Origin of the sequence: Lacrimispora sp. (genome assembly GCF_036758025.1) — a bacterium.
Lineage (GTDB): Bacteria > Bacillota > Clostridia > Lachnospirales > Lachnospiraceae > Lacrimispora.
In genome coordinates, this window is sequence record NZ_DAIOXM010000028.1 from 26,332 (window position 1) to 51,566 (window position 25,235).

The 25,235-nt window shown below is 44.9% G+C and carries 26 protein-coding genes; 4 read left to right on the plus strand and 22 right to left on the minus strand.

Translation table 11 applies throughout. The features are described from left to right. Positions 1-40: 40 nt before the first annotated feature. The 8 genes from metK to V7M78_RS18830 all read right to left on the minus strand — a co-directional run bounded on the left by metK (position 41) and on the right by V7M78_RS18830 (position 9,095). On the minus strand, positions 41-1,258 hold the full coding sequence (gene metK, locus V7M78_RS18795; RefSeq protein WP_442914678.1) for a methionine adenosyltransferase: 1,218 nt from the start codon (positions 1,256-1,258) through the stop codon (positions 41-43). Between the two features lie 90 nt (positions 1,259-1,348). Continuing rightward, a complete protein-coding gene (locus V7M78_RS18800) occupies positions 1,349-2,650 on the minus strand; it encodes a nitrogenase component 1 (RefSeq protein ID WP_333651907.1) in 1,302 nt (433 codons plus the stop codon). 2 nt (positions 2,651-2,652) lie between these two features. Next, positions 2,653-4,092 (minus strand): nitrogenase component 1, encoded by a 1,440-nt coding sequence (locus V7M78_RS18805; RefSeq protein WP_333651908.1) that lies wholly within the window; start codon positions 4,090-4,092, stop codon positions 2,653-2,655. 32 nt (positions 4,093-4,124) lie between these two features. Continuing rightward, positions 4,125-5,000: a nitrogenase iron protein NifH gene (locus V7M78_RS18810; RefSeq protein WP_333651909.1), complete on the minus strand. Its 876-nt coding sequence runs from the start codon at positions 4,998-5,000 to the stop codon at positions 4,125-4,127. A 63-nt stretch (positions 5,001-5,063) separates the two neighbouring features. Further along, positions 5,064-6,299 (minus strand): radical SAM protein, encoded by a 1,236-nt coding sequence (locus tag V7M78_RS18815; RefSeq protein ID WP_333651910.1) that lies wholly within the window; start codon positions 6,297-6,299, stop codon positions 5,064-5,066. A gap of 58 nt (positions 6,300-6,357) precedes the next feature. Continuing rightward, on the minus strand, positions 6,358-7,218 hold the full coding sequence (locus tag V7M78_RS18820) for an ABC transporter permease (RefSeq protein ID WP_333651911.1): 861 nt from the start codon (positions 7,216-7,218) through the stop codon (positions 6,358-6,360). A 14-nt stretch (positions 7,219-7,232) separates the two neighbouring features. Further along, entirely contained in the window at positions 7,233-8,024 is a 792-nt protein-coding gene (locus V7M78_RS18825) for an ABC transporter ATP-binding protein (protein ID WP_333651912.1), read from the minus strand. An 18-nt stretch (positions 8,025-8,042) separates the two neighbouring features. Continuing rightward, positions 8,043-9,095 (minus strand): ABC transporter substrate-binding protein, encoded by a 1,053-nt coding sequence (locus V7M78_RS18830; protein WP_333651913.1) that lies wholly within the window; start codon positions 9,093-9,095, stop codon positions 8,043-8,045. An 838-nt stretch (positions 9,096-9,933) separates the two neighbouring features. Here V7M78_RS18830 and V7M78_RS18835 point away from each other — a divergent pair. The 4 genes from V7M78_RS18835 to V7M78_RS18850 are packed head-to-tail and all read left to right on the plus strand — an operon-like array spanning position 9,934 to position 13,250. Next, entirely contained in the window at positions 9,934-10,896 is a 963-nt protein-coding gene (locus tag V7M78_RS18835) for a methionine ABC transporter ATP-binding protein (protein ID WP_333651914.1), read from the plus strand. Continuing rightward, on the plus strand, positions 10,896-11,579 hold the full coding sequence (locus V7M78_RS18840; protein ID WP_333651915.1) for a methionine ABC transporter permease: 684 nt from the start codon (positions 10,896-10,898) through the stop codon (positions 11,577-11,579). The genes V7M78_RS18835 and V7M78_RS18840 overlap by 1 nt, the downstream gene beginning before the upstream one ends. 16 nt (positions 11,580-11,595) lie before the next feature. Beyond that, complete coding sequence (locus V7M78_RS18845; protein WP_333651916.1) at positions 11,596-12,471, plus strand: MetQ/NlpA family ABC transporter substrate-binding protein; 876 nt, start codon at positions 11,596-11,598, stop codon at positions 12,469-12,471. Further along, positions 12,471-13,250, plus strand: coding sequence for a DUF169 domain-containing protein (locus V7M78_RS18850; protein WP_333651917.1), 780 nt, complete (start codon positions 12,471-12,473; stop codon positions 13,248-13,250). The genes V7M78_RS18845 and V7M78_RS18850 overlap by 1 nt, the downstream gene beginning before the upstream one ends. Positions 13,251-13,351: 101 nt before the next feature. Here the strand turns inward: V7M78_RS18850 and V7M78_RS18855 are convergent, their stop codons facing one another. The 14 genes from V7M78_RS18855 to V7M78_RS18920 all read right to left on the minus strand — a co-directional run bounded on the left by V7M78_RS18855 (position 13,352) and on the right by V7M78_RS18920 (position 25,140). Beyond that, positions 13,352-13,609 (minus strand): GlsB/YeaQ/YmgE family stress response membrane protein, encoded by a 258-nt coding sequence (locus tag V7M78_RS18855; protein WP_333651918.1) that lies wholly within the window; start codon positions 13,607-13,609, stop codon positions 13,352-13,354. A 290-nt stretch (positions 13,610-13,899) separates the two neighbouring features. After that, entirely contained in the window at positions 13,900-14,739 is an 840-nt protein-coding gene (locus tag V7M78_RS18860) for a GNAT family N-acetyltransferase (RefSeq protein WP_333651919.1), read from the minus strand. Positions 14,740-15,596: 857 nt separating this feature from the next. After that, a complete protein-coding gene (gene rpsR, locus V7M78_RS18865) occupies positions 15,597-15,863 on the minus strand; it encodes a 30S ribosomal protein S18 (protein ID WP_077613124.1) in 267 nt (88 codons plus the stop codon). A gap of 21 nt (positions 15,864-15,884) precedes the next feature. Continuing rightward, a complete protein-coding gene (locus V7M78_RS18870; RefSeq protein ID WP_333651920.1) occupies positions 15,885-16,337 on the minus strand; it encodes a single-stranded DNA-binding protein in 453 nt (150 codons plus the stop codon). A gap of 22 nt (positions 16,338-16,359) precedes the next feature. Beyond that, positions 16,360-16,647: a 30S ribosomal protein S6 gene (gene rpsF, locus V7M78_RS18875; RefSeq protein WP_333651921.1), complete on the minus strand. Its 288-nt coding sequence runs from the start codon at positions 16,645-16,647 to the stop codon at positions 16,360-16,362. Positions 16,648-16,816: 169 nt separating this feature from the next. Beyond that, complete coding sequence (locus tag V7M78_RS18880; RefSeq protein WP_333651922.1) at positions 16,817-17,014, minus strand: DUF951 domain-containing protein; 198 nt, start codon at positions 17,012-17,014, stop codon at positions 16,817-16,819. 50 nt (positions 17,015-17,064) lie between these two features. Next, a complete protein-coding gene (mgrA, locus tag V7M78_RS18885) occupies positions 17,065-18,054 on the minus strand; it encodes an L-glyceraldehyde 3-phosphate reductase (protein WP_333651923.1) in 990 nt (329 codons plus the stop codon). Between the two features lie 41 nt (positions 18,055-18,095). After that, positions 18,096-19,145, minus strand: coding sequence for a GNAT family N-acetyltransferase (locus V7M78_RS18890; protein WP_333651924.1), 1,050 nt, complete (start codon positions 19,143-19,145; stop codon positions 18,096-18,098). 2 nt (positions 19,146-19,147) lie between these two features. After that, complete coding sequence (locus V7M78_RS18895; RefSeq protein ID WP_333651925.1) at positions 19,148-20,068, minus strand: DUF2156 domain-containing protein; 921 nt, start codon at positions 20,066-20,068, stop codon at positions 19,148-19,150. Positions 20,069-20,136: 68 nt separating this feature from the next. After that, positions 20,137-20,541, minus strand: a complete 405-nt coding sequence (locus V7M78_RS18900) for a hypothetical protein (RefSeq protein WP_333651926.1) — start codon at positions 20,539-20,541, stop codon at positions 20,137-20,139. Positions 20,542-20,768: 227 nt separating this feature from the next. Continuing rightward, positions 20,769-22,145 carry an ABC transporter substrate-binding protein gene (locus V7M78_RS18905; RefSeq protein WP_333651927.1) on the minus strand — a complete coding sequence of 459 codons (1,377 nt, stop codon included), beginning with the start codon at positions 22,143-22,145 and terminating at the stop codon, positions 20,769-20,771. Positions 22,146-22,178: 33 nt separating this feature from the next. Then, positions 22,179-23,027: a carbohydrate ABC transporter permease gene (locus V7M78_RS18910; protein WP_333651928.1), complete on the minus strand. Its 849-nt coding sequence runs from the start codon at positions 23,025-23,027 to the stop codon at positions 22,179-22,181. Between the two features lie 5 nt (positions 23,028-23,032). Then, positions 23,033-23,941, minus strand: a complete 909-nt coding sequence (locus V7M78_RS18915) for a carbohydrate ABC transporter permease (protein WP_333651936.1) — start codon at positions 23,939-23,941, stop codon at positions 23,033-23,035. A gap of 53 nt (positions 23,942-23,994) precedes the next feature. Further along, the gene (locus V7M78_RS18920) at positions 23,995-25,140 is read right to left on the minus strand and encodes an enolase C-terminal domain-like protein (protein ID WP_333651929.1); all 1,146 of its coding nucleotides are present in this window, start codon (positions 25,138-25,140) and stop codon (positions 23,995-23,997) included. Between the last annotated feature and the right edge of the window lie 95 nt (positions 25,141-25,235).

Sequence of the window (25,235 nt, forward strand, 5' to 3'; positions counted from 1 at the left end):
CGCAGAGAGTCTGCACACGTTTCAAATCCCGGTTCCTTTATCACTTTTCCTGATTATGAGGTACTTCTTCCGCATAAAACTCCAGGGCTTCTTTTAAAGGTTCCACTTTACTCACGGATTCCCAGGGAAGATTCAGATCAGTTCTGCCGAAGTGTCCATAAGCAGCGGTCTGCCTGTAAATCGGACGGCGCAGATCCAGTTCCCGGATAATTGCCTGAGGACGTAAATCAAATACCTTATTTATGGCCTTTATGATTGTGTTTTCCTCATACTTTCCCGTACCAAAGGTCTCTACAGCAATGGAAACAGGTCTGGCGACGCCAATGGCATAGGATATCTCAATCTCCGCCTTATCCGCTGCTTTTGCGGCTACAAGAGTTTTGGCAATCCAGCGTGCTGCATAGGCGGCCGAACGGTCCACCTTTGTCGGGTCCTTGCCTGAAAATGCACCTCCGCCGTGCCTTCCTGCTCCGCCGTAGGTATCTACAATTATCTTACGTCCTGTAAGCCCCGAATCACCCTGAGGTCCGCCTATGACAAATCTGCCTGTAGGGTTTATATAATATTTCGTATCAGCGTCCAGCAAATTGGCCGGAAGAACCTCTTTGATGATTTTTTCTATAACATCTTCCCGGATTGTTTCCAGAGCCGTTTCTTCTGAATGCTGAGTGGAAACCACCACCGTATCAATACGGGCAACATCACCTTTATCGTCAAATTCCACGGTCACCTGGGATTTTCCGTCAGGGCGCAGATAGGGGAGGATTCCCTCTTTTCTGACTCTGGCCAGCTGCTTGGTTATCCGGTGGGCAAATGAAATGGCAGGAGGCAGATACTCGGGAGTCTCATTGGTTGCATAGCCAAATATAATGCCCTGATCCCCGGCTCCGATGATGGAGTCATCATCGTCATCACCTTCCCTAGCCTCAATTGCCTGGTTGACACCCTGGGCAATATCGGGAGATTGTTTGTCAATTGCAGTAAGCACTGCAATGGAATCTGCATCGAATCCGCCTATATTTTTTTCATAACCAATGCTTCTGACGGTTTCCCGGATAATTTCCGGAATATCCACGTATGCAGTAGTGCTCACTTCTCCCGCTACCAATGCCAACCCTGTAGCTACCACAGTCTCTACCGCCACTCTGGCAAAAGGATCTTCTGCTATGAGGGCATCTAAAATGGAATCCGATATCTGATCCGCTATCTTATCCGGATGCCCCTCTGTTACTGATTCTGATGTAAAAAATTTTCCCATTTTCATTTCCTCGCTTTTTTTTATTCACTTGCTGAAATTTCCGCTGCTTCTTTTCTCTTCATTTCCATCAAGTCCTTTTTTACCTGTTTGTCAAATTCCAAATAGATCCGATTCAAAAAGGAATTGTGCCGACCTCTGCTGCTGGTTCCGGTTATATTTGATAATTGCGCTTATATAATCCTCCGCAAGCCGTAAGGCACCGTTAATCCCGATGTATGTAGAGCCCAGCACGATCTGATTTTCAAGAGGATACTCCACCGCCAGGCTGGCAATCTTAAGTTCCTCTCCAAGTCTGCTTTCCAGAGAACTGCCCAGAATGAACCGGGAACCGGAGCTGACAGCCCATTGCCCGGGCGTATGGGGCGGCTGTCCGTTCTCCTGGTGATCGGCTGGGATGATTTGAACGTCATCCGCACCCAGATACCGGCTTAAGAAATTACCATAGCCTCTCCCATAATTTTCATCGGAGACAACGGTAAGGTTCTTCCTGACATCTTCCGGATAATAATAATCAAGAATCCGCTGAAAGATATGCCGGAATTCCCTTTCCCGTTTTCCGGTATATTCCTCAATCTTTTCCAAAGGCAGGTTTAAAGCATCTCCCACTGTTTTTAAAAACTCACCCACAGCGTCAGGGCCTACCGGAATATCCGGTATCAGGAGCCAGGGCACCCCGAAAAGTTCTTCCAGACGCCTGGCTGCCTGCACACCCCATCTGGAGAATACAAGGGTGAGAGATGCCTCTGGCAGACGGCATAGCTGGGACCAGCCATTTTCATGAAATAAATAATTGGATGATATTCCAATGCCGTTTAACAAAGAGGATAATTCTCTTAAGTCGTTCTGGAAATGAATATTCACCCCCGGGATAATGCCAAACAGGTTAACAGATATCCCCTGACCGGAGGGAGCGGCTTCCTTTGAGTCTGATACCAGAGGCAATGCCCTTATGAGATTATCCATAAATACTTCATAACCGGCGTGAGGCAGGCCCTTGAAGCCGGCCGTTTCACTTCCGAAAACCGGTATGCCCTGACCGACGGCTTCTTTTACCATAGCCGGAATGTCGTCTCCCACCATGGCCGCCTCACATCCGTTTAAAACTGCGTAAAGATTTGCTTTTACAACCTTTGCCGAATTTTTTATCTGCTCACGCAGCCGGGAGCCGCCGCCGAATACCACATGGCGCTCCAGTACATTGGTGGACGGTATTTCGGGACCGCCGTGGAAGCCGTATCCTAAGCCTGCTCCATAGTCTGACAGGCTTCCCTGCAGGGCGCATCCCCCGTTGGAATGCACCAGAGGAACAATTCCGGGAATTTCCAATGCAGTGCGCAAGGCCCCCTGAAAAGCGCAGCCATAGCGCCCTTTCTGCAAACAATCATGTGTCATCTTCAGTTGACCTCCCTCTTTATATACCAGTCTCCCCGCCGCCTAAGCCACTCTTCCCTGTAATAATCCGAAGCAGCACCCACATCTTTTAGGGAACCGGAGCCTGTGCTTTTCAGCTTAACCGCCGTGTCAATAAAAGCCCGTATCCCGTCATATCCGCACAGTGGAAACTGTCCGCTGTAAAATGGGACGATCCCAAGCCCGGCTGCCACAGGGGACAACTCACCGCTGCCCACATAATAATCCGGCTTTGATTTACTTAAGGCATTTACGATTTCAAAAGGCTGCCCGTTTGCTACGACAGCAGTAATCAGGCCAGAAACATGGGCATCTGCCAAAACAGATTCAATTTCCTTTAATTGCTCCCGGTTCTTTTCATCCACATACGGAAACACATAGCCTGTTACAGTCCCTCCCAGGGAAATGATAAGCTGGGTAATGCTTTTCGCCGCATGAACCTCCAGCTCCAGGAAAAAGGACTTTCCTGCCAGGGGCTGCTTCAAAATATCCTCCTGCAGACTTTCTTCCTGCTGCCGGATGAACGCGAAGGCTTTTTCTTCCGCTTTAAATGCAGTTCCCAGAACCGTTAAAAACTCTCTGACCGATTCCAGGGAAGCAGGATAACCGGCTTCCAGATAAGGAACGCCAAAATCGTCCCGAAGCCCCTCACCCAGCAAATGGCCCTCGCTCCGGTTGACAGCGATGGAAGCTGCCGCCAGGGAAGCGTTTTGGATCCCATCTACGGAAGAAAACAGCGGAAGCAAATGCCAGCGGATTCCCAATGCGGATATCAGCTTTGTTATAGCTGTCAAATCCTGTATGGATTCGGAAACCGAGATGAGATTAAGAAACTCCATTTTCGGAGGCTTTCTATTTTCCGGATTGTCTTTGTCACGGATCAGATACCGTAAAAAAGCATGAAATACAATATCATAGCCGGAAACCGGAGTTTTCGATTTAAATCCATCCGTATTTATAAACAAAATGGGAACGTCCGTCTCTTCTGAAAGCTCCAATATGACCGAGGAAACATCATCATTACTGATTGCCGTAACGGGCGTTCCCACGATAAACACTGCGGCCGCACCATGCCCAAGGGCCTGACGGACGGTTTTCCTAAGCTCATCATCTCCCCCCAGAATGGTATTGCGTTCATTGAGCCCGGTGGTATAAATGGGCGCCGTCTGAATCCGGTTGAAATACTTCCAGGCCGCAGAGCAGCCTGCACTGCCATGAACCACCACCGAAGCGCCTCTTATGGTAGCCAATATGGCGAGGGCATATAAAATTTCATCATTTCCAGTCTGGGAAAATGTGCGCAGCCGCTGCTCAATCTCACCTTGGGTATGGCTTATAAGCTGACCTAAGTCTCCATGATAATTGCTGAGGGCAGCCGTTCTTTTTTCTCTGACGGGAATGGTTCGTTGTGTTCTGACTCCCATGTTTTACCTCTCTTTACATAAAACTGTATATGTTAGATCGCTTCAAAGGCCGATACTTCGCCGGAATTTAAGCTGTATATCTTATCGCCCCAGAGCCTTGCCCACTCCCGAAGGTCTGCCGCACCCAAAGGATTTGGAACAACCAGTTCTTCATTTCCCGCTACGTACTCTGCCAGCTTGCGGTACAAATCTGCATGCTCTGATTTCGGATTGGCTTCAATAACGGTTTTCCCATACAGCTCACTTTGGGAAACCACCAGGGACCGGGGGATATGGCCTGCTACTGTGGTTCCTGTCTTTTCAGCAAAATCATTGACGATGGAATTGGAATAGCCTGCCGAAAGTCCGTTTGCAATAATGCCTCCCAGCTTCGCCCCTCCGGTAGGAGCGTACTTGTTTATGGCCTTAAAAAGATTGTTAGCCGCATAGATGGCCATGAAGTCTGAAGAACTTACCACATAGGCCCGGTCCGTAATTCCGTCCCTGATAGGAACTGCAAATCCTCCGCACACAACATCTCCCAGCACATCATAGAGAACAAAATCCGGTTTAAACTCTTCAAAAAGATGAAGCTCCTGAAGCAGGGTGACGGCGGCATTTATTCCCCTCCCGGCGCAGCCTACGCCGGGCACCGGGCCGCCGGATTCGATACAAAGGACTCCGCCGAACCCTACTGCTGAAATATCCTCCAAGTGCACCCGGGAGGCACCCCTCATACTATCCAAAACCGTAGGCAGATAATGATTTCCCCGCAGTGTATTGGTGGAATCACTTTTGGGATCGCAGCCAACCTGGATCACCCGATAACCAGCCTCTGCCAGTGCGGCGCTTATATTGGAAGTGGTGGTAGACTTACCGATTCCTCCCTTTCCGTAAATGGCAATGTGTTTGCCGATTTTATCACTCATACTGACCCAATCCTTCCTTCGAATAAAATAAAACTGATTAACTGTACCATACTGAAATATTGCTTACACTGCCTTGTGAAGCTCAGGATAGTTGGAATAAGAGCGTTTGACGTCAATTCCCTCCAGAATACGGTATAAATCAAAGGGTACGGCATCTGATCCTGCATTGGCATCTCTTAACTGATCCCAGGTAACTCCATGCTTGCGGTACAAGGCAACGGTCCGCTCAAATACTTCCCAGTGCCAATCCGGATCAGGTGTCCGGTGGCCCTGCAGAGCGGAGCCCACATTGACATACCACTGGCTGGGCTGGGCGATTACGCCGTTTTCCACCAGATATTCAATTCCAGTCATGAGGGATTCCTTAGGCTCTATGCCTGAGACCAAGGTTGAACGGACACGGTACTTTCCGAACAATTCAACCTCATATTTAAGGGCTGCCAGCCAGTTTGACCTGCCTCCGCACTCCTGGGCCTTTCCCGGGCAGATTAAATCAAACATCTTCTCGCTCCAGACTTCCATATTAGTGGCAAAGGTACGGTATCCCGCCTCCTTATATTTCTCCAGTACCGTCAGATCCTTGGGTGCTCCCACACATGCTGTTCCGTTAAAATCCTCAAGGCCCGTTGCGTTCTGAATTGCTTCGGCAACGTCTAAATAGTATTCAACCTCCCGCCGTTCCGGAACAAATCCGCCGCTTATAGTCACATGATCGAAACCATACCCTCTGTAGCCTGCCCCTACGGCTTCCCCCACCTGTTTCGGGGTTTTCCAGCTGATTCCCTGGGCGTCTCCGTATATGGATTTAGTAGTGTTTATATTGCAGAATAAGCAGTCCAGACCTTTGTCCTTTAGAGAGCATTCATTGCTGTAAGATACGAACAAAGCTCCATGCCCGTTGTCGGTGGCTATGGTCCGGAAAGAGGTTCCGTCGGAAGCGGACAGTTTATAGTAGGGTGATCTTGTGACAAAATGTAAATTTTCAAAAACCGGAGTATTGCGGTCAAAAACATGGTACTGGCCGTCTATGTAACGTATGGACAGGGGACTATCCTGATTCCAGCGTATCCCTACCCTGAATTTCCCCTTAGGAGTCAGGAAACAGGCCGGGAACTCCACATCCTTGTGGGCGTGTTTATCTGCTGTAAACAAGACATGGACCGTTTCCTGAATCTCACCGCCAACATCCAGATCTTTGAAAATATCCACCGGAAAGCTCAAACCTTCCACCAGAATCCGGTTTTTTAACTGCGCTTCTTTAATCAGTTCTTCCTTGCTATAATCTAATAAACTTCCCATGCTAAACTCCTTCTGCTGCACCCGGCAGCTCATAATATGTTGTTAATACACAATTCATTTAAATTCTCTTATTGTCATATATACCATAGGGCTTAAGAACCACCTTGCCGAACATCCGGATCAGCCGGTCTGACAAATAGCCCATCAGTCCCAGAACCAAAAGCCCGATAAATATCCAGTCGGTCCTAAAATACAGCCTGGAGGTATAAATCAAAAATCCAACGCCTTCCTTTGCCGCCAGCATTTCAGCCGCAACAATGGAGGTAAATGCACCTCCAAGAGCCAGGCGGATGCCTGTAAAAATATGAGGAACCGCAGATGGGATTATGACAAAAAATACGATTTGCCATTCCTTTGCCCCCAGGGACCTGGCGGCCTCAACCCTGTGAATCTCCACGCTCAGCACACCTGCTATGGTGTTAATGAGGAGAGTAAAGATGGTGGCATACATAATGAGAACTACCTTGGACTTCTCCCCGGCTCCAAACCACATGAGAAACAGGGTCAAAAATCCGATGGCCGGAATAAAACGGAAAAAGTCGATGAGCGGTTCAAAAATGAGCCGCAGCAGTTCAATCCGTCCTATAATGACTCCGGCAGGAATGCCAATCACCATTCCAAGCACCCAGCCGGAGCAGACCCTCTTTGTACTGATTAAAATATACTTGCCAAGGGTTCCGTCTAACATGATCTCTTTCATCCCGGCAAGTGTCTCCCATGGGCTGGGAAGAAAGTCAACTGTATACAGCAATGAAGCAATCCCCCATACCGTAAATAAAACAGCCCAGGTAAGTATGCCTTTCTTTGCCAGGAAAAGTAATTTGCCGTAAACAAACCGGCCTGTGCCGGCTTTCTCCGGCACGGTATCTTTTACCGTATTCTTTTGACCGAAAATGGCCGCTCCTATATTTTCTACCATACTGCCCTCCTTTTTTAAATGTTCTGCCCATAGTCAAAATGCCCCTGTACCTGTTCAAATAATTTATTAAATTCTTTTGATGTTACGTTTCTTGGATAATCCAGACTCACGTTATAGATTTTATAAATCGTAGCTTCCGGAGATTTTGACATGATGCTGATGCGCTGACCCAGAAGAATCGCTTCCGTGATGTCATGGGTCACAAAAATGATGGTCTTTTTCGTCTGCTGCCATATTTTAACCAATTCTATCTGCATCAGACGCCGGTTATGGGCGTCGAGAGCCCCGAAGGGTTCATCCATAATAAGGATTTCAGAGTCATTGGCAAGGCTTCTTGCAATCTGGAGGCGCTGCTTCATGCCTCCTGACAATTCGTTAGGATATTTTTTCACATGCTCTTCCAAGTTTACCAGCGTTATATATTTGGAGGAAATGGAGCGCCGTTCCCTGCTCTTTATTCCTTTCATCTTAAGCCCGAATTCCACATTCCCCCCAACGGTCAGCCATGGGAAGACGGCGGAATCCGCATTTTGAAACACCACACCCCGGTCCTCTCCCGGCTTTTCTACCTCTTTTCCACCCACCCGGATACTTCCTCCGGATTTGGGTATGTATCCGGCAATGAGGCTGAGCAGGGTGGACTTGCCGCAGCCGGATGGGCCCAAAAGGATGTGGAATTCTCCTTTATTTATCTTTAAGTTGACATTTTCCAGTACAAACGGCGCCTCCTGAGTATGGCCGTCTGAAGCATCGTAGGCCTTGGAAACCTGGAAAATCTGAATAAAGCCTTGTTCTGCTGCCTCCATAAATTACCGCCTTTCTTTTTATTTTCCGGCTGTTACCCGTTCCGGGTAGACTTCTCTGAGGATATCCAGGTTAATGTAATCACGAATGTCAAAATCATATTTTACCAGCTTGTTTTTAATGGACCATTTGGTGACGCTGTCAATCTGGTTTAAATCCTCATTGGAAAACCGTATGTCAAACTCAATGCTTTTTAAAGCCTTTTCAATGTTTTCAGAGGGTATGCCAAAGTTCGCCTGTATAAGTTCTGCGGCATCACCCGGATTTTCATTGATATAAACAGACGCTTCATCAAGAGCTTTTAAAAGCCTTCCAAGTCCTTCCTGGTTTTCTTTTATGAAATCTTTTTTTACTGTAATAAAACCCCTGGGAGCAAAGTTAATCAGAGAATAATCTCCAATGGAAACACCGCCCAACTCTTTCACCTGACTCTCTATTTCTCCTCCGGCCCAGATGGCATTGGCTTCTCCCGATTTCACCAAAGCCATACCTACTGCCGTACTGCTGATGTAAAGAGGATTCACTTTGGAAGAATCAATGTCGTATTGGTCGTATAATTGCTCCCAAATATATTCATTCACAGTTCCCTTTTGTACAACAACGGACTTACCTTCCAAATCTTTCGGCTCTTTAATTCCGTCTTCAAGCACGTATAAACGAACTCCATCCATTTTGTTTCCCGCTGTAAAGGCGATAAACTGAAGCTGGCTTTCTCCTCCCAGCCTGCTGATGGCGGCAAAATCCATGGCCTCTCCCATATCTGCCTGATCCAGAATAACGGCATTTACTGTGTCTATTCCATAGGCGTAAGTCTGGAACTCCGGCTCTATGTTGTACTTTTCGAATATGCCTTTATTTTCGGCTACCCAGAAAGGATAGGCAAAGGTTCCTGAGTCTATGGCTACCGTCAATTGAAAGGGCTCCGAAGTTTCTGCCCTTGCCGTCCCGGTTGATGTTTCCTTTACTTCCTCCTTAGCTTCGGCCTCCGCCTGCCTTGAGCAGCCGGCAAGAGCCGGCAGAAGCAGCAGTGCAGCTAAAAGAACAGCTATTGATCTCTTTTTATTTAATTTCATAAACAATTTTCTCCTCTTCATTTTCGTTTAAGTTCTCCGGCAGTTACAAAAATCACAAAAAGTGCACATATAAGTGGTCTTAAAATATCTGTTAATAAGAAAATACTGAAGCATTAACAACATTCGCTTCTCCTTTCTGCCGTCTGCGATGCAATATGAATGGTTTTCGAAATTTTTAAACAAAAAAGGCGGGTACTTATAATACCCGCCAGGCTCTGCTCGCTGAACTTTCAGGTATTATAACGCATGGGGAAACAGACTGTATTCATACATACGCATACAGTCTTACAGCAACAATTCATAGAAGCAGCATTTACCCAATGATTTTTTTCAACTGATAACACTTTGCTTTGCATATACAATCCATCCTTTCTTAATTTCCGGACCCTGCTTTCCGGAAACACTTCCTGAACTTCGTGAATACTCTTTTCTTTATTCACGATTTTCTTTCCCGTAGTATTTTATCTGGCATCTTAATACATATTTACATATTTGTAAAGTATGTTATTCCTTTTTAGTTCAGCACTTAAGATAGCTTCTATATATATTTCGAGGAACGCATATGTTTTTATTTATATATTCCTTGTTTTTCCAAGACGGATTTTCCAAATAAAATCGTCGGACCAGTAAAAGAGTGGTTACTGAAGAACTGGAAGCCCAGGAATAAATACACATATAGACCTTGTCTATAAACAGCCTTCATTTATAGCACATTTCGATTTGACTAATATATAAGGCTAATGCATAATAGAATAGATTTTCTTGGAATACCAACTTTTACTGCATATTTTTTACATTCTGATACAAAATAATCTACAAAAATGAGACAGGTGCATCCGTGATAGAAATAAAAAATATAAATAAAACCTTTGGAGATCTGCAGGTCTTAAAAAACGTCAGCCTGACCATAGAAGACTGTCAGGTATACGGGCTTACAGGTCCCAGTGGAGTGGGAAAATCCACACTTTTAAATTGTCTGGCCGGGTTGGATTCTTATGATTCCGGCTCTATTGTCGTGGATAGCGTATGTCTGGAAGCCCTGGGAGAAAAGCAGGCAAGGCTTTTCCGCAAAAACATGGGAATGATCTTCCAGAACTTTTCCCTGGTCAGCCGGAAAAATGTATATCAAAACATCGCCCTTCCCATGGAATGCTGGGGCGTTCCAAGAGGCGACATTAAAAAAAGAGTATATGAACTGTCGGAAATGGTGGGATTAAAGGACAAGTTAAAATCCAGGCCCTCAGAGCTGAGCGGCGGGCAGAAGCAGAGAGTAGCCATTGCCCGGGCCCTTACCATGAATCCCAAGTACATACTTTCCGATGAAAGCACCTCTTCCCTGGACCCCAGTATCACTTCTTCCATCTTAAATCTGCTGGAAGAGATACGGAAAGAAATGGGAATCACCATCATCATGGTTACCCATGAAATGCCGGTGGTGCAGCAGTTCTGCCACAAGATGGCAATTCTGGAGGAGGGAGAAGTATCAGCCCAGGGAGATGTAAAAGAGCTTTTCCTTCAAAAGCCCCCTGCCCTGCAAAAGCTTCTGGGAACAGGTGAAAGAAACCATATTCCCTCATCAGGTGTCAACCTCACAGTGGACCTTTCCTTCGGCACCTTACTGTGGCAGCTTGGAAAACTGCTGAAAAATCCCTATACCATGGTGGATTCAGACTTTTTTCAATTCCGTGACCAAAAATACGGCAATGTGACCATAAATGTAGATACGGAAGATCTGCTCATTTGCGAGAACTATCTCCAATCCCATGGAATCAGTTACCGGGCTGAGAGGAGGGCACCTTGATGAACACCATATCCTTATGGCTGGAACGGTCCTATTTATTTCAATACTTTCCATCGGTCATTGTACCGGCTATCTTCGCCACCCTTCAAATGGTTTTTGTCTCCGCCATTTTATCCATTTTTTTTGGCATGATCCTTGGCATTATTTTGTTCGTGACAGATAAAAATGGGCTTTCCCCTAATCAAGGGGTAAATTATATCCTTGGGAAGGTGACGGACATCATCCGTTCATTTCCCACCATGATTTTAATTGTTGCCATTGCACCTCTCACCAGGCTGGTGCTGGGAACCAGAATCGGAACAGAGGCGGCCATATTTGCAATCACCATCGGCTGTACCCCATTTGCAACCAGAATGACAGAAAATTCCCTTCAGACGGTGGACCCTCAGCTGATCAAAGCGGCTAAGGCATTCGGCGCTTCCAAGCCCCAGATTGTATATAAAATCATGCTGGTGGAAGCCTTGCCCAGCCTGGTGTCCAACTTTACCATCATGCTGATCAATATGCTGAACATGACAGCCATGGCAGGAGCCGTAGGGGCCGGGGGCCTTGGAGCAGTGGCACTGACCTATGGCTACCAGCGGTTTGATTATGCAATCATGTACTTTATTGTTGTAATCCTCATTCTATTGGTTCTTCTGATCCAGGGATTGGGAAAATTGATATATAACAAATTGAATTGACAAAAGGAGAAAAAAAGTGAAAAAGAGAACTTTATTATTAACATTGGCTGCCATGGCAGCAATCGCAGGAATGACCGGATGCGGAAAAAACGATGCTGCACCCAAAACAGCAGAGGCTACCCAGCCTGCAGCATCCCAGGAATCCCAAAAGGAAACTCCTAAGAAAATTGTAATCGGAGGAACCGCCATTTCCCAGGTTTACTACGATGCCATCAAGGATATTTTTGAAGCCAAAGGATATGAAACAGAGTTCAAAACCTTTGATGCCAACCCAGTGGTTTTAGAAGCTTGTGCAAGCGGCGAAACAGACATGGCTCTTGGTCAGCACAAGAAGTTTGTCATGAGTTATAATGAAAACAACGGAGCAGCCCTTGACATGACAAAGCCATACGCCATGTATACCGGAATCGGCCTGTACTCAGAAAAACATGCCTCAATCTCAGAATTTCCCGACAATGCAAAAATTGCGGTCATGAACGATGCCATGAATGAGGACATTGTTCTCAGGATTTTAGAGCAGGAAGGCCTGATCAAACTCAATGCAGAACAGAAACAGGCCACTGTTGCCGATATTATTGAAAACCCCAAAAACCTTGAAATCATTGAAATGGAACAGGGACAGACTGTAACTGCCCTGGCAGATTTAGACGGGGCATGTGTGTTCTTTACCCACATGGCCGCTTCAGGCAAGGACGCTTCTTCTTACATTGCAAGAGACAATTCCATGATCAACTACCCTATGGGTGTCATTGTAAGAGAAGAGGACGCAGCTTCCGACTGGGCTGTTGCCTTTGCAGAGTGCTTCAAGGATCAGACCGTTCAGGAAAAGATAAACAAAGCATTTCCAAATGTATTTGAATTCTATACCAGTGACGACCAGGTGAAAGAATAATGTATGATCAATGGAAAGAAGATACCGCTAAATTATATGCTTCCCTGGATTTGACCCGCAGGGCCGTAGGGGTAAAGCTGATTGAAGCGGAAACTGAGTTCCAAAAGACAGAAGCTGTTTTACCTAAAAGGCCCATCCGCTACTGCCAGATGGTGAAAGGCGCTTCAGCAGGCCACAGCATCAAGGCTCATGCAGGCTCCTTTTCCTGTCAGAGCGGCCCACGGGTCCTGGGAATCAATCCGGCTGACGAGAAAAATGCTCACGGTGAAAACTGGGCCAGACTGGGACTGTATTCCAGCCAGGAATTGAGCGCAGAAATACGGGCTGGACTTTCCTATTCCTCAAAGCCCATGTACGGGGTGCTGGTACAGCCTCTGGAAAAATATGATGCCAGGCCGGATGTGGTGGTGATTATAACCAATCCCTATCATATTATGAGAATTACACAGGGATACGCTTACTCCTATGGCATGCCCAAAAATATTAATATGCTGGGGAATCAGGCTGTCTGCCTGGAATGCTCCGCAAGGCCTTATGTGACCCAGGATATGAATATTTCTCTTCTGTGTACCGGAACAAGGCATATGACAGTGTGGGGAAAAGAGGAAATGGCCGTGGGAATCCCTGCATCAAGATTTTCTAAAGTGGTTGACGGAATTTTTAAAACCATTAACATTATGGAAGACGATGAGAACAAGAAAAGGATTGCCGCTAATTTTGCAGAACTGGGAATTCCCTTTGAGGTAAAATATCAGTACAATTATTATAAGGATTGTTAAAAAACAATTTTAAATTTCACAAAAAATGAGCATGAAAAGCTGCCAAAAGAATCCGGCATACTTCATGCTCATTTTTTTATCTGTGTAAATCAGAAGGCAGCTTATGACCGCCTTCTTGAAAATGCATTGATAACGGACAGCAAGATAACTGCGCCTATAACGGAAACAACCAGGCTCCAGATATTAAACCCTGTAATGCCGGTTCCGCCCAAAATACTCATGATAAATCCGCCAATCAAACCTCCCGCGATTCCTGTTGATATGTTGGCAAAAGCACCCATTGTCTTGTTATTTCCGGTAAACATACTGGCAATCCAGCCAGCAAGAGCACCAATGATGATCCAGCTTATAATTCCCATAATCAATTCCTTCTTTCTAAAATTTTATGTGTAACTTCATTTGCAATCATTTATCTCCCTGATAATCCGGTGAATCATTTTAGATTTTACCAGAACCACAAAGGCATCCTTGTATTAATATTAGGATACCATATATGAGATTTTACCATTATCAAGGATTTACCATTATATTGTACCAAATTTGCATTTTTTATACACAACAAAAAGTTTAGAATTTTCAGCATCTTTTCATCATTATTTAAAATGAAACGCTTAAATAAATAGGAGGAATTTTCATGGATCTCTCTCAATCAAATTTTTCGTTCCATACAAATGGAATCCGGCATATCCGCATACTGCCCATAATTCGGCATGATCTTATATCCCAGCTTTTTATACATATGACAGGCCGCCTCCAGCATTTTACCCGTCTCTAAAATACACCAACGGTATCCTTTGATTTTTGCCTTTGCCTCTAATCTCCGTACCAATTCCGCTCCCAAACCCGTATTTCGATGGGAGGATTCCACATAAATACGCTTTAATTCCGCATGATCCTCATCATACATTTTAAAAGAGCCGCACGCAACCGGTTCTCCTTCCTCATATACTACAATCACATCGTGAATACTGTCTCTTTTGTTATACTGTTCATACTGACTTCTTTGAATTCTTCCTCCAACAAGTTCATCAAGAGCACAATCCAACTTGATGCAAAGCATTTCAAAATCCCGGTCTTCTCCATCTGTATCCCGAAACTCCAATTCAGATAAGTTCCCCAGCTGTGCTTTTGCCTTTTTGCTGAATTTATGGATAACAGCAAAATACGCTTCATCAATCATCTGAAACAACATTTCCAGATCAGAAAACGTATCCAGATTAACAGTATTCCAATACAGCTGCTGAACCGGCGGACAGTGATACCCCCGCACTATGCTATCCGGATAAAGCTGCCGGTAAAGACTCGCTTTATCCGGCTCACATTTCAATGTTATCCTATAAAACCCTTCTTCCGGATTGAACTGTGCAAATATCTTTCCCATGACTTTATAACAGATTGGATATTCTCCAAACGGCCTTGTCTCATATGCTCCAGGATGCTTTAAGCAATACTCTTCTATGGCCTGAATTACGTTTGTATTATTCTTCATGGCTTGTCTCCTAAGTTGAATAGAAATCAGCAACATCAATGATTAAATTCCTGTTAATAAGCAATTATATACTATATTACCACTTACCACAACATGACTGCAAATTCCGATGAATATTTTTAAAGAAACGTTGCTGTTCATAACTAACTATGCAAAAAGACCTCACATTCTCATGTGAAGTCTCTTTCTATCAGCAGACCTAATCTCCGACTGCAAGAAATCTTAAAAGTTGTTTATCAGGGTGCGTTTTCATTTTGATTTAGTTTGTTTTTATACCGCAAAATAATTTTTACTAATATTGAATTATCCTTTTTCATATGCTATAATACGGTTAAGAGGAACAACCATCCACAAGGTGGTTGACCGATTATATGAGAAGCAGAGCCACCCAGATCACCGTCAAGTATATCAGGGTGGTTTTTGCTATGTATTACTTACTAAACGTAAAAACGAATGTAAGTAATGCCAGAAGAAAAAGACCAAAAGTCATTAAATCCTTAAAGTCAAATTTCATAAGCATCACCCCCATCCTATAAGGATGAGGTCAGCACACCCTGCAACATGATTGCTCCATGACAGCATTTTACCATATCTTTTCAGGTGTGACAACTTATATAAGCCCACTTTACCTTACCTATTAAGCAGCTGAAAAAACTCTCTAAACTCCTCCTCTCCGGGTCTGCCATTATAACGCCAAAGCCCAAAAGAATCTGCGGAGTATTTCACCAAAATTTAATGTAAATTCGCACAAAATCATGAAATAAAAAAAGACCCAACATTTTCATGCAAGGTCTTTCCATTTGTTTATTATTTGTTTAAGCCTGTACTACACAAGAAGAAAAAAGCGATAAAACGCTTTATTCCATTGTATAAGGCATAAGAGCGATATGTCTTGCTCTCTTAATAGCAACAGTAAGCGCTCTCTGATGCTTTGCGCAGTTGCCTGTAATACGTCTTGGAAGGATTTTTCCTCTTTCAGACACATATCTTTTTAACTTATTTACATCTTTATAATCAATAACGCCGTTCTTCTCTCCGCAGAATACACATACTTTTTTTCTTCTGCGCATGCCGCCTCTTCTAAACTTAGCGCCATCAGCCTTATCATTTTTGTTATATGCCATTGGTCTTGCCTCCTGTTAGATTTAGTTGAATGGAAGTCCTTCGTCTTCGACTCCATCCGGAATGTTCATAAATCCATCGCCGATTGCACTGGAAGGTGTCGGTCTGGAGGTGGGCTGATAACCGCCGCCTTCTCCTGAGGATCCTCCCTTGCTGTCAGCGAATTCCTGATCTTCTACAATCACATCGGTTGTATAAACCTTTATGCCGTCTTTATTCGTATAACTTCCAGTCTGGATCCTTCCGGAAACCAATACTCTCATACCCTGACGAAAATACTTCTCTGCAAACTCTCCTGCCTTGTCAAATGCAACACAGTTGATAAAATCTGCAGTCTGCTCATTGCCGTCCTGATTCCTGCGCCCTCTCCGGTCAACTGCAAGGCTGTACCTTGCGATTGCCATAGCGCGCTCTCCCTGGGAATATCTTACTTCTGGATCACGGGTCAATCTGCCCATAAGGATTACTTTGTTCATACGATCACGCTTTCTTTATCTATTATGCCTCTTGTCTTACGCATAAGTATCTGATAACCGGCTCCATAATACGAATGTGTGATTCTAACTCATTCGGTGTTGTGGAATCGCCATCAAACTTGATGAAGTAGTAGAATCCCTCTTTCATTTTCTGAATTTCGTAAGCTAATCTCTTCTTACCCCATTCATCAATGTTAGTTACAGCGCCATTAAAGCGAGTGATGTAGCCTGTAACCTTTTCAAGAGCTGCTGCTCTCTCTTCATCCTCGAGTTTTGCGTTAAGAACAACGGTTAACTCATATTTGTTCATGCTTGTTTACCTCCTTGTGGTCTCTGGCCCCTGATTTCAGTTTCAGGAGCAAGGATTTAATATGTCACAAAATGATATTATACCGGAAAATTTTTATAAAAGCAAGCATTATTCTTATTTTCCGGCATTTTTTTAGTGTTTTTCGGCGCATTTCTCTGACCAACAGCATTTAAGCCTTCGGCGTTCCATCAGGAGACTTCAATCCTCTGGTATTTTTCTCCACCAGCTTCCTTGCTACCATGATCTGATGGGAACAGCCCATGCATTTTAAACGGAAATCCGCCCCTACCCGCAGGATCTCCCATTCCTGGCTTCCGCAGGGATGGGGCTTTTTTAACTTTACAATATCTCCGACTTCATAAATCATTCCATACACCTGCCCCGTCCGTTTTTACAGTCCTTTTTAACAATTGCCAATTATTTTAAAATGGAATCAATCTGCTCCAGCTCTTCCGCTGTAAATTTCAGGTTCTTTAAGCAGTCCACATTTCCTTCCAACTGCTTTACGCTGCTGGCTCCGATCAGTACGGAGGTCACCGCTTCTTCCCGAAGCACCCAGGAAAGTGCCATCTGGGCCAGAGTCTGTCCCCTCTTTACTGCCAGTTCATGAAGCGCCTTAATCTGGGCCAGCTTATCGTCAGTAAGATAACGTCCGCCTACCGTAGTTCCTTCCCTTGACGCTCTGGAGCCTTCCGGAATACCATTTAAGTAACGGTCTGTCAGTGCTCCCTGAGCCAGAGGGCTGTAACAGATGCAGCCTGCTCCGTTTTCCAAAAGAGCGTTAAACAGCCCCTTCTCTGCGTCTCTCTCAAACATGTTGTATCTTGGCTGGTGAATGAGACAAGACACTCCCTGAATTCTCAGCATCTGAATCGCTTCTCTTGCCTCCAGCTCACTGTAGTTGGAAATTCCCACATAGAGAGCTTTTCCCTGTTTTACAATGTCAGCCAGTGCTCCCATTGTCTCCTCCAGAGGAGTTTCCGGGTCCGGCCTGTGGTGATAGAAAATATCCACATATTCAAGTCCCATACGCTTTAAGCTCTGATCCAGGCTGGACATTAAATATTTTCTGGAACCCCAGTTCCCATAGGGTCCGGGCCACATATCAAAGCCTGCCTTGGTGGAAATAATCAGTTCATCCCGGTAGGTTACCAGGTCACTTTTTAATATCTCCCCGAAATTTTCCTCTGCTTTTCCCCTGGCAGGAGCACCATAGTTATTTGCCAGATCAAAATGAGTGATTCCCATGTCAAAAGCTTTTAAAAGAATCTTCCTCTGCTCTGATACCAACTTTTCCAGACCAAAATTCTGCCACAATCCCAAGGACACCTTAGGGAGCAGAATTCCGCTCCTTCCGCAACGCTTATACTCCATCTTCTCATATCTGTCTTCTGCTGCATGATACATGATGTCGTTCCTCTCTTTCTGCAAAACCTTCTATAATAACTTTACGTAATTTCATCAAAAAATACTCCATTTAAAAGCCGGATACGCTCTGCCAAAGCCATGCTCTCCTCCGGTACTGACGGCTCGCTGTACCCAAAGAGCCAGGAGGTCAGTTCTCCGATTCCCATGGACAGATGAGGTTTGATCCCGGCATCTCCTTCCACACGGACCAAAGAGGATCCATTGTGATCCAGCTTCCACCGGTATATTCCTGCATTCTGCTGGATAAAGTTATCCTTCACCTCAAGAAGCAGCTCCATCTCACTGGCCGGACAATCCTCTTTTAAGCAGATCACGGAAACAAACTGCTCTAAATGAATAATTCTTCCCATGACGGCAGGCTTTTTCGGCCCTGTTTCCTTTATATAGTCAGGAAGACAGATCAGCTCTCTCTTATTTTCCGCTGTTTCACCGTAATAAGCCCAAATACCGGCCAACTGCTCTTCTTCGTCTCTTGTATAGAGAAGAATCAGATCGCCCTTATCGCTTCTCACCTCACGGCACAAGTCCCGGTAATAGCCCTCATCCCGCAGGGCATAGACCTCATAAGACTGTTCCAGCTGCCTGCCTGCAAACCGTGCCGCTTCCCTGCACTGTCCGGACTGCTCCACAAGAGCCCGCCTGCTGAGCTGGGAAAGCCCTTTTTCATTCAGCTCCTGAGACGGCAGGTCACAGATATAGGTATAATCAAAGGGGCGGTAAATGGCTGGGTCAGCAGGAACCAGAAAGCTAAAGCCCATCCGCTCCACATACATATCGGAAAAGCAGCGGAGCAAAAGCCGCTTCATATATCCCTGATGCCGGTACTCCGGATCAGTAGCCACTCCTGCAATATAATCAGTTTTCCAAAGGCGGTCCCTGATCACCACATCATAAGGATTGCGGTGAAGCATAGCTACCACCCGTTCTCCATCCCAGGCAGCCAGAATCTTATTCCGCTTCACCCGGTCCGAATAATAGTAGTCCATAAAGCTTTGGGAATCCTCATCAAATACCTTTGCCCACAATGCCTTACTTTCTATTTTCTCATCCTGCTTCAAATACCTCATCATAATTAAAAGCCCTTCTGGATCACTCCGTATTTCCTGGCAAAGCCAATGGGGTAATAGGACATTTTCGCCTGTCTTAAGCCCTCCATTCCCACATCGTCTTCCCTGTTTACCAGTACCAGTTCTTCCGTATAAGCATGAATCAGAAACTGCTGATTAATAAACTGATAAAGACCCTTTATATTGGGGTCTGCCTTTTCAATATGAATGACAGCCATTTTTTCAAGGGCATTATAAGTGCCAATGGTAAATGCCTTCAGCTTGCCGTCAATATAAATCCCAGCCATTCTGGCGTGATGCATGGCGCAGTTTTTCAATATATCGTGGACACCCATTACCTCATATTCAAGCTGACGCTCATATTCCGGGGACTCCACTTTATTCTCCCACCATTTGTCCAGGAATTCCAACACATCGTCCCGACCTGAGCAGTAAAGCGTTCTGTATTCATACCGTCCTTCATATTCCCTTAAAAATGAATTCAAATGATTCTTTTTCTTATGAAGCTTCTTTCCCGCAAGAGTTCTCATGGCCTGGGCATCATAAAGATAATCTTTTAAATCCTCTTCCTCCCTGACCTCAAACTTTTCCGGATCCAGATTCAAATATTTAACTGCATCCTCATCTGCAATATAAATGCGGAGAGGCTTTTTTAAAACCTGGTTAAAGTAATCCGTTATTTCCTGAAAATAATGGGGAAGATCTTCTTCCCTGCACATGGGCATGGCTGAAAAGGGTTCTCCGTCCTTTTCCATTAAAAACAGCAGCGCCCGGTTATCGCTGATTGCATACTGCACATGATAGTACTCCCTCCAGATAAAACTGTCTAAGTATACACTGTCACATGCCTTGTTGGGCCGTAAGCCGTAAAACGGAATTATTCTGTCAATATCCTGGGCTTCCAGCCTCTTAAATTGTAAATTCATAATCGTTCCCTTCTATAATTAGTATGAGTTCCCCAAGCCTTCCCGCTTATGGAACTTTTTAAATATTCTTAGCTTTTTTTAATAAAATCAGTATTGCATTTGGGACAGTGAATGCTGATTCTTCCTTTCCCTCTTGGAATCCTGATTTTCTGACCGCATCCCGGACATTTATAAATGTGGTATTCCCTGATCTGGCTGAGTTTAAAACGCCATCTCCGGAATTTTTCCGTAAATCGAAAACAAATTCGTTCAAACCGTTGATTTTCTTCAAACCGTTTTCCGATATTCTTAGAAAACATACGGAAGCAGCACCATACCAGACAGACGGAAGACGCTGTATTAATCCATGGATTCCTGATAAGCATTCTTACCACCATCAAAATAAACGCCGTCCAGATCAGAAATTGTCCCAGCTTGTCTGCGCCGTACCTTCCGATCATAAACCGCATAAAATGCTCTCTAAACCGATTCATACCAATGTCTACCATTCCTCTCTGTTTTGCCTTAACTATAATAATGTATCAGGGGAAAGTCAATGTTCCGGCAGGAAATTTCATAATCTTTTCAGAATTGCCCCTCAGATCTATTTCATAACAATTATAACACCTTTTTCTAATTATTGGCAACAATGGAGAAATTTTATACGAATTAAAAAATGCCGGAGGCCCCATATAAACATGGGGTTCCCGGCATAAAACACTTATTTTGCTGATTCCAGCTGCTTTTTGATGTCGCCTACCATAAACGCTGCAACACCTGCCGCATCTTCCTGTCCATAGCTTAACATCTGCATTCCCATATAATAAGTTCCATCAGGGTTCTTAAGGGCTGACCGCTCAAATACAGGGTCAAACTTAAAGGTAGTCCATTCCATTACCTTTACATTGGCTTCTGCCGCAAGACTGGCTGACAAATCCAAAGATTCCAGGGCCTTTTTATTTGCAGGCACACCGCGGCTGTCACCGAGGATTCCTGCGCCTTCGGCTTCTCCCAGCAGGAACTGAATCAGAGCTGCTGCCTCTGCCGGATGAGCTGAAGTTTCAGGTATTGCAAACACCATGGACGCCTTAATCATACCGCCCTGGTGATCGCCCATCTTAATGTAATCGCCCACTTCAAACTCAAAGCCAGGGGCTGCCTCTTTAAATTTCTGTAAGTTGCTGTCCCATATATACATTCCTGCATAATGTCCGTCAATCCATCTCTGGTTGGTATCCACCAGCTCAGAACCATCTCCTGCCAGAACCTTTAATGTAGGAATTACATGTTTTTCTTCCAGAAGACTGATCCATTCCAGACCTTCCTGAACCTCTGCTTCCGTATACTGAAGCTCATAATTTTCTACCCATGGCTTTCCGTATTTGCACTGTAAATAGTATACCATCAGGGTCATACGGTCCAGTTCATTTAAAATCAGAGGATAGTAAGTACCGTCTTCATAAGCGGCAAACGCATCTCCAACTGCGTACAGTTCTTCCAGTGTGGTTGGAATCTCTACGCCTACATCTTTTAATCTTGTGGTGTTCCAGAAAAAGGCCCGTCCCGTATTGCTGACAGGCAGCGACTGCAGCTTTCCGTCTATGGTATAATAATCCAGGTCAGATTTATCATATGCGCTTAAATCAATGATATCTGACGCCTTATTCAAGTCAAAAAACATAGCTCCGTCAGGAGAATAATTAAATACCCAGTCCATGTTAAGCTGAATCACATCTGCACCGGAACCGGATTTTAAAGACAGTGCCACCTTCTCCTCATGGCCTGTAAAGGATTCATACTCCGCTTCTACTTTGATGTTGGGATACTTTGCCTCAAATGCCTTGATGGCCTCCAAGGTAGCCTGATGCCTGCTGTCTCCGCCCCACCAGTTCATACGCAGGGTAATGGGGTCAGTGGTGTTCACAATAAGACCCTCTGCCTCATCCGATTCCCCCTTCCCAGCGCTCTCTGTCTGGGCAGCTGCTGTTGTTCCCTCTGTTGCCTTACTGTTCTCCGTCGGCATACAGCCTGCCAGGGATGCTGCCACAACTCCTGCCATTGCAAGGGCAGCAGCTTGTCTGAATCTGTTTTTTTTCATTGCCTTCCTCCTCAATTCTTAATTATATAGTTTTTAACCTTTTACCCCGCCTGCTGCAATCCCATCCACAAACGATCTCTGTGCCAGGAAAAAAACAGTTAAGGACGGAATAATCGCGATCAGCGACATTGCCAGAACACGGTTCCACTCAAATCCCACATCGGCATCCATGGACATGCGCAGAAAGATGGAAACAGGATATTTTGAAACCGTATTTATATAAATCAATGGTCCCATAAAATCATTGGAAGTCCACATAAACTGGAATAATGCACAGGATACAATGGAGGGCTTCAACATGGGCACAATCACATACCATAAGGTCTGCATCACATTACAGCCGTCAATTTTTGCCGCCTCTTCCAGTTCTCTTGGAATCCCTCTGAGAAACTGAATCAGCATGTATACAAAATAAGTATCACCGGCAAAGAGAGAGGGAATGATCAGCGGAAAATAAGAATCCAGCCATCCGATCTGATTGAACAAAATATACTGAGGTACATTCAGTACAACCTGAGGAAGAAACAGGGTGGATAATAAAACCGCAAAAGAAAACTTCTTTCCAATGAAATGAAACCTTGCAAAGCCGTAAGCAGTAATGACTGCTGACAGGACCGTTACCGCCACCTTAGGAATCACAAACTTATATGTATTTCCCATAAAGTACAAAAGCGTCATTCCTTCATATCCCTTAAAGCCCCTCACATACCCCTCTAAAGTAGGAGCCTGGGGAATAAATCCGATACCGGAAAAAATTTCCGCATTGGTTTTAAAGGAAGCTCCCACCATCCAGATCAGAGGATATACCATTACAGTTCCTACTACAATGAGGAGCAGATACCGCAAAAACAGGTTGATTTTATTTCTTGTCTCTTTTGTCATTGCGTCTACCTCCCATCCTCGTCACCGTAATAAACCCAGTATTTCTGGCTTACAAAAGCTATAATCGTAAATGTGGTAATGATCAGGAACAAAAGCCACGCAATGGCGCTTGCCATTCCCATTTCATAACTCTTAAATGCATTGTTATAAACCAGCAGGGATACCAGGGTTGTGGAGCGGAGAGGGCCTCCTCTGGTGATGATAAAGGGACCGTTAAACTCCTGGAACTTGTGGCAAAGCTGAGTTACAAAGTTGTAGAAAATAACCGGGGTAATAAGAGGAACCGTTATCTTGAAAAACTGTCTCCATTTTCCTGCCCCGTCAATGGAGGCCGCCTCATATAAGTCTGCTGAAACTCCCTTTAATGCCGCCAGGAAAATAACCATAGGCGATCCGAACTGCCAGATCCGCAAAAGCACGATGACAAAGAACGCCCCTCCCGGATCTCCCAGCCAGTTAAATGGATCTGCACCAAACCTTGCAGAAATCATATTAAACAAACCGTCTGTCTTAAACAGGAACCTCCACAGTACTGCAATGGATACGGAACCTCCTAAAATAGAAGGAATGTAGTAAGCAGTCCGAAAGAAGTTCACACCCTTGATCTTAAAATTCAATATGTAGGCAATGAACAAGGCAAAAGCCAGTTCAAGAGGCACTGTAATAAATGCGTATTTAAAAGTTTGTCCAAATGCCATCATGGTCAGCTTATCACTGAGGATTTCCCTGTAATTCTGAAGGCCCACAAAAGACGCAGGACGGAATAAATTATATTCATGAAAGCTGTAGGTCAAAGACGCAACAAAGGGATACAGCTTAAAAATGGCAAATCCGATCCACCACGGCAGAATAAACAGAAAGCCAAAATTCTTTTTTACAAAATCACGGGGATTTTTATACCTTGGAATATTCATTGTTTTCGTTTTTTTACGTTGTGTTCCCATGGCCCTTCCTCTCCAATTTCTTTTTATTTTTCTGCATAAAATACTCTTTTGCTTTCCAGAAGTCCATGCTTTTCCAGCTTCTCAATATCCATGCGCTGAGGATTTCCCGGCATATCAGACTGGCAGTAAAACCTTCCGCCCCGTTCTTCAGGCTGGAATAAGGTGTATTCTCCCACCGGCCTGCTGATGGGCTCATGGTATTCGATTTTCTCATTCTCCTCATATAAGCATCCAAAGATCGCATTGAGATAGATTCTGCCTCCGGAAGAGAAGGTCACCCCCTTTTCCCTTGCCAGATCACGGATCTTAAGGAGATCGTCAATCCGGCTCATGCGCCCCATAGAAGGCTGTAAATGGTCCACACCCTTTTCCACATAGGTTTCATAAGCATAAAACGTTCTCATGGATTCTCCAAAGGCAATGGGCATGGGCACTCCCATCTCTTTCAGCCTTTTGATCCCGTTCATATCATGGGAATGAACCGGCTCCTCAAGCCATGCAAGCCTATAAGGCTCTGCCAGCCCGGCAAACCGGTGGGCGTCCTCCACCTCCCAGCGCTGATTGGCATCCACTGCTATTCCCATATCCGGTCCGAGGGCCTTCCGAACCTTTTCAATACGCCTCAAATCCCGTTCCATATTGGTTCCGTCATCGCTTCCCACTTTGAATTTAACAGTCTGATAGCCTTCCTCCTTATAACGCAGCATATCCTCTACCAGCTCCTCATCCTCCAGAAGAAGGGACCCTCCGCCCTTATAAGCTGCTGCCCAGTCCTTTTTGGCTCCAAGGAACCGGTGAAGAGGCTTTCCTGCCCTCTGGGCCAGAATGTCCAGCATCATTAAATCCAGTTGCCCCACTTCCACGGCCTGACCGCTTTGAAAGCCTGCATTTCTGATCTTCCAGTACAATGTGTCTCTCCACTGATTGTAGCTTTTGGTTTCCCCGTTTAAGATCATTGGAAGAATATTTTTTACAAAGCTTCTTCCCACCGTTAAATGGGCACATGCGCCTTCTGAATCATAGAGCTCCATACACCCCTGCTCCGGAGCATTTTTCCCCATGCCTCCTGTTCCATCCTTAAATGGCTTTGGAAGCGGGATGGGATGAAAGTTATAATAAACCGCCTTTACGAATTTAATGTTGTCTTGAAAATCAAATATATTTTTCATATGTTCCTCCATCATGGCCCCGCCTGAATTTCTTACATATGCCAAAGTATAACTGCATATTCCCTGCCGGGCAAGTGACAGAATAGCCTAGAAAA

Coding starts and splice junctions, on each gene's coding strand:
- metK (WP_442914678.1), bottom strand. CDS start 1,258: ATGGGAAAATTTTTTACATCAGAATCAGTAACAGAGGGGCATCCGGAT.
- V7M78_RS18800 (WP_333651907.1), bottom strand. CDS start 2,650: ATGACACATGATTGTTTGCAGAAAGGGCGCTATGGCTGCGCTTTTCAG.
- V7M78_RS18805 (WP_333651908.1), bottom strand. CDS start 4,092: ATGGGAGTCAGAACACAACGAACCATTCCCGTCAGAGAAAAAAGAACG.
- V7M78_RS18810 (WP_333651909.1), bottom strand. CDS start 5,000: ATGAGTGATAAAATCGGCAAACACATTGCCATTTACGGAAAGGGAGGA.
- V7M78_RS18815 (WP_333651910.1), bottom strand. CDS start 6,299: ATGGGAAGTTTATTAGATTATAGCAAGGAAGAACTGATTAAAGAAGCG.
- V7M78_RS18820 (WP_333651911.1), bottom strand. CDS start 7,218: ATGGTAGAAAATATAGGAGCGGCCATTTTCGGTCAAAAGAATACGGTA.
- V7M78_RS18825 (WP_333651912.1), bottom strand. CDS start 8,024: ATGGAGGCAGCAGAACAAGGCTTTATTCAGATTTTCCAGGTTTCCAAG.
- V7M78_RS18830 (WP_333651913.1), bottom strand. CDS start 9,095: ATGAAATTAAATAAAAAGAGATCAATAGCTGTTCTTTTAGCTGCACTG.
- V7M78_RS18840 (WP_333651915.1), top strand. CDS start 10,896: ATGAACACCATATCCTTATGGCTGGAACGGTCCTATTTATTTCAATAC.
- V7M78_RS18850 (WP_333651917.1), top strand. CDS start 12,471: ATGTATGATCAATGGAAAGAAGATACCGCTAAATTATATGCTTCCCTG.
- V7M78_RS18855 (WP_333651918.1), bottom strand. CDS start 13,609: ATGGGAATTATAAGCTGGATCATCATTGGTGCTCTTGCTGGCTGGATT.
- V7M78_RS18860 (WP_333651919.1), bottom strand. CDS start 14,739: ATGAAGAATAATACAAACGTAATTCAGGCCATAGAAGAGTATTGCTTA.
- rpsR (WP_077613124.1), bottom strand. CDS start 15,863: ATGGCATATAACAAAAATGATAAGGCTGATGGCGCTAAGTTTAGAAGA.
- V7M78_RS18870 (WP_333651920.1), bottom strand. CDS start 16,337: ATGAACAAAGTAATCCTTATGGGCAGATTGACCCGTGATCCAGAAGTA.
- rpsF (WP_333651921.1), bottom strand. CDS start 16,647: ATGAACAAATATGAGTTAACCGTTGTTCTTAACGCAAAACTCGAGGAT.
- V7M78_RS18880 (WP_333651922.1), bottom strand. CDS start 17,014: ATGATTTATGAAGTCGGAGATATTGTAAAGTTAAAAAAGCCCCATCCC.
- mgrA (WP_333651923.1), bottom strand. CDS start 18,054: ATGTATCATGCAGCAGAAGACAGATATGAGAAGATGGAGTATAAGCGT.
- V7M78_RS18890 (WP_333651924.1), bottom strand. CDS start 19,145: ATGATGAGGTATTTGAAGCAGGATGAGAAAATAGAAAGTAAGGCATTG.
- V7M78_RS18895 (WP_333651925.1), bottom strand. CDS start 20,068: ATGAATTTACAATTTAAGAGGCTGGAAGCCCAGGATATTGACAGAATA.
- V7M78_RS18900 (WP_333651926.1), bottom strand. CDS start 20,541: ATGAATCGGTTTAGAGAGCATTTTATGCGGTTTATGATCGGAAGGTAC.
- V7M78_RS18905 (WP_333651927.1), bottom strand. CDS start 22,145: ATGAAAAAAAACAGATTCAGACAAGCTGCTGCCCTTGCAATGGCAGGA.
- V7M78_RS18910 (WP_333651928.1), bottom strand. CDS start 23,027: ATGACAAAAGAGACAAGAAATAAAATCAACCTGTTTTTGCGGTATCTG.
- V7M78_RS18915 (WP_333651936.1), bottom strand. CDS start 23,941: ATGAATATTCCAAGGTATAAAAATCCCCGTGATTTTGTAAAAAAGAAT.
- V7M78_RS18920 (WP_333651929.1), bottom strand. CDS start 25,140: ATGAAAAATATATTTGATTTTCAAGACAACATTAAATTCGTAAAGGCG.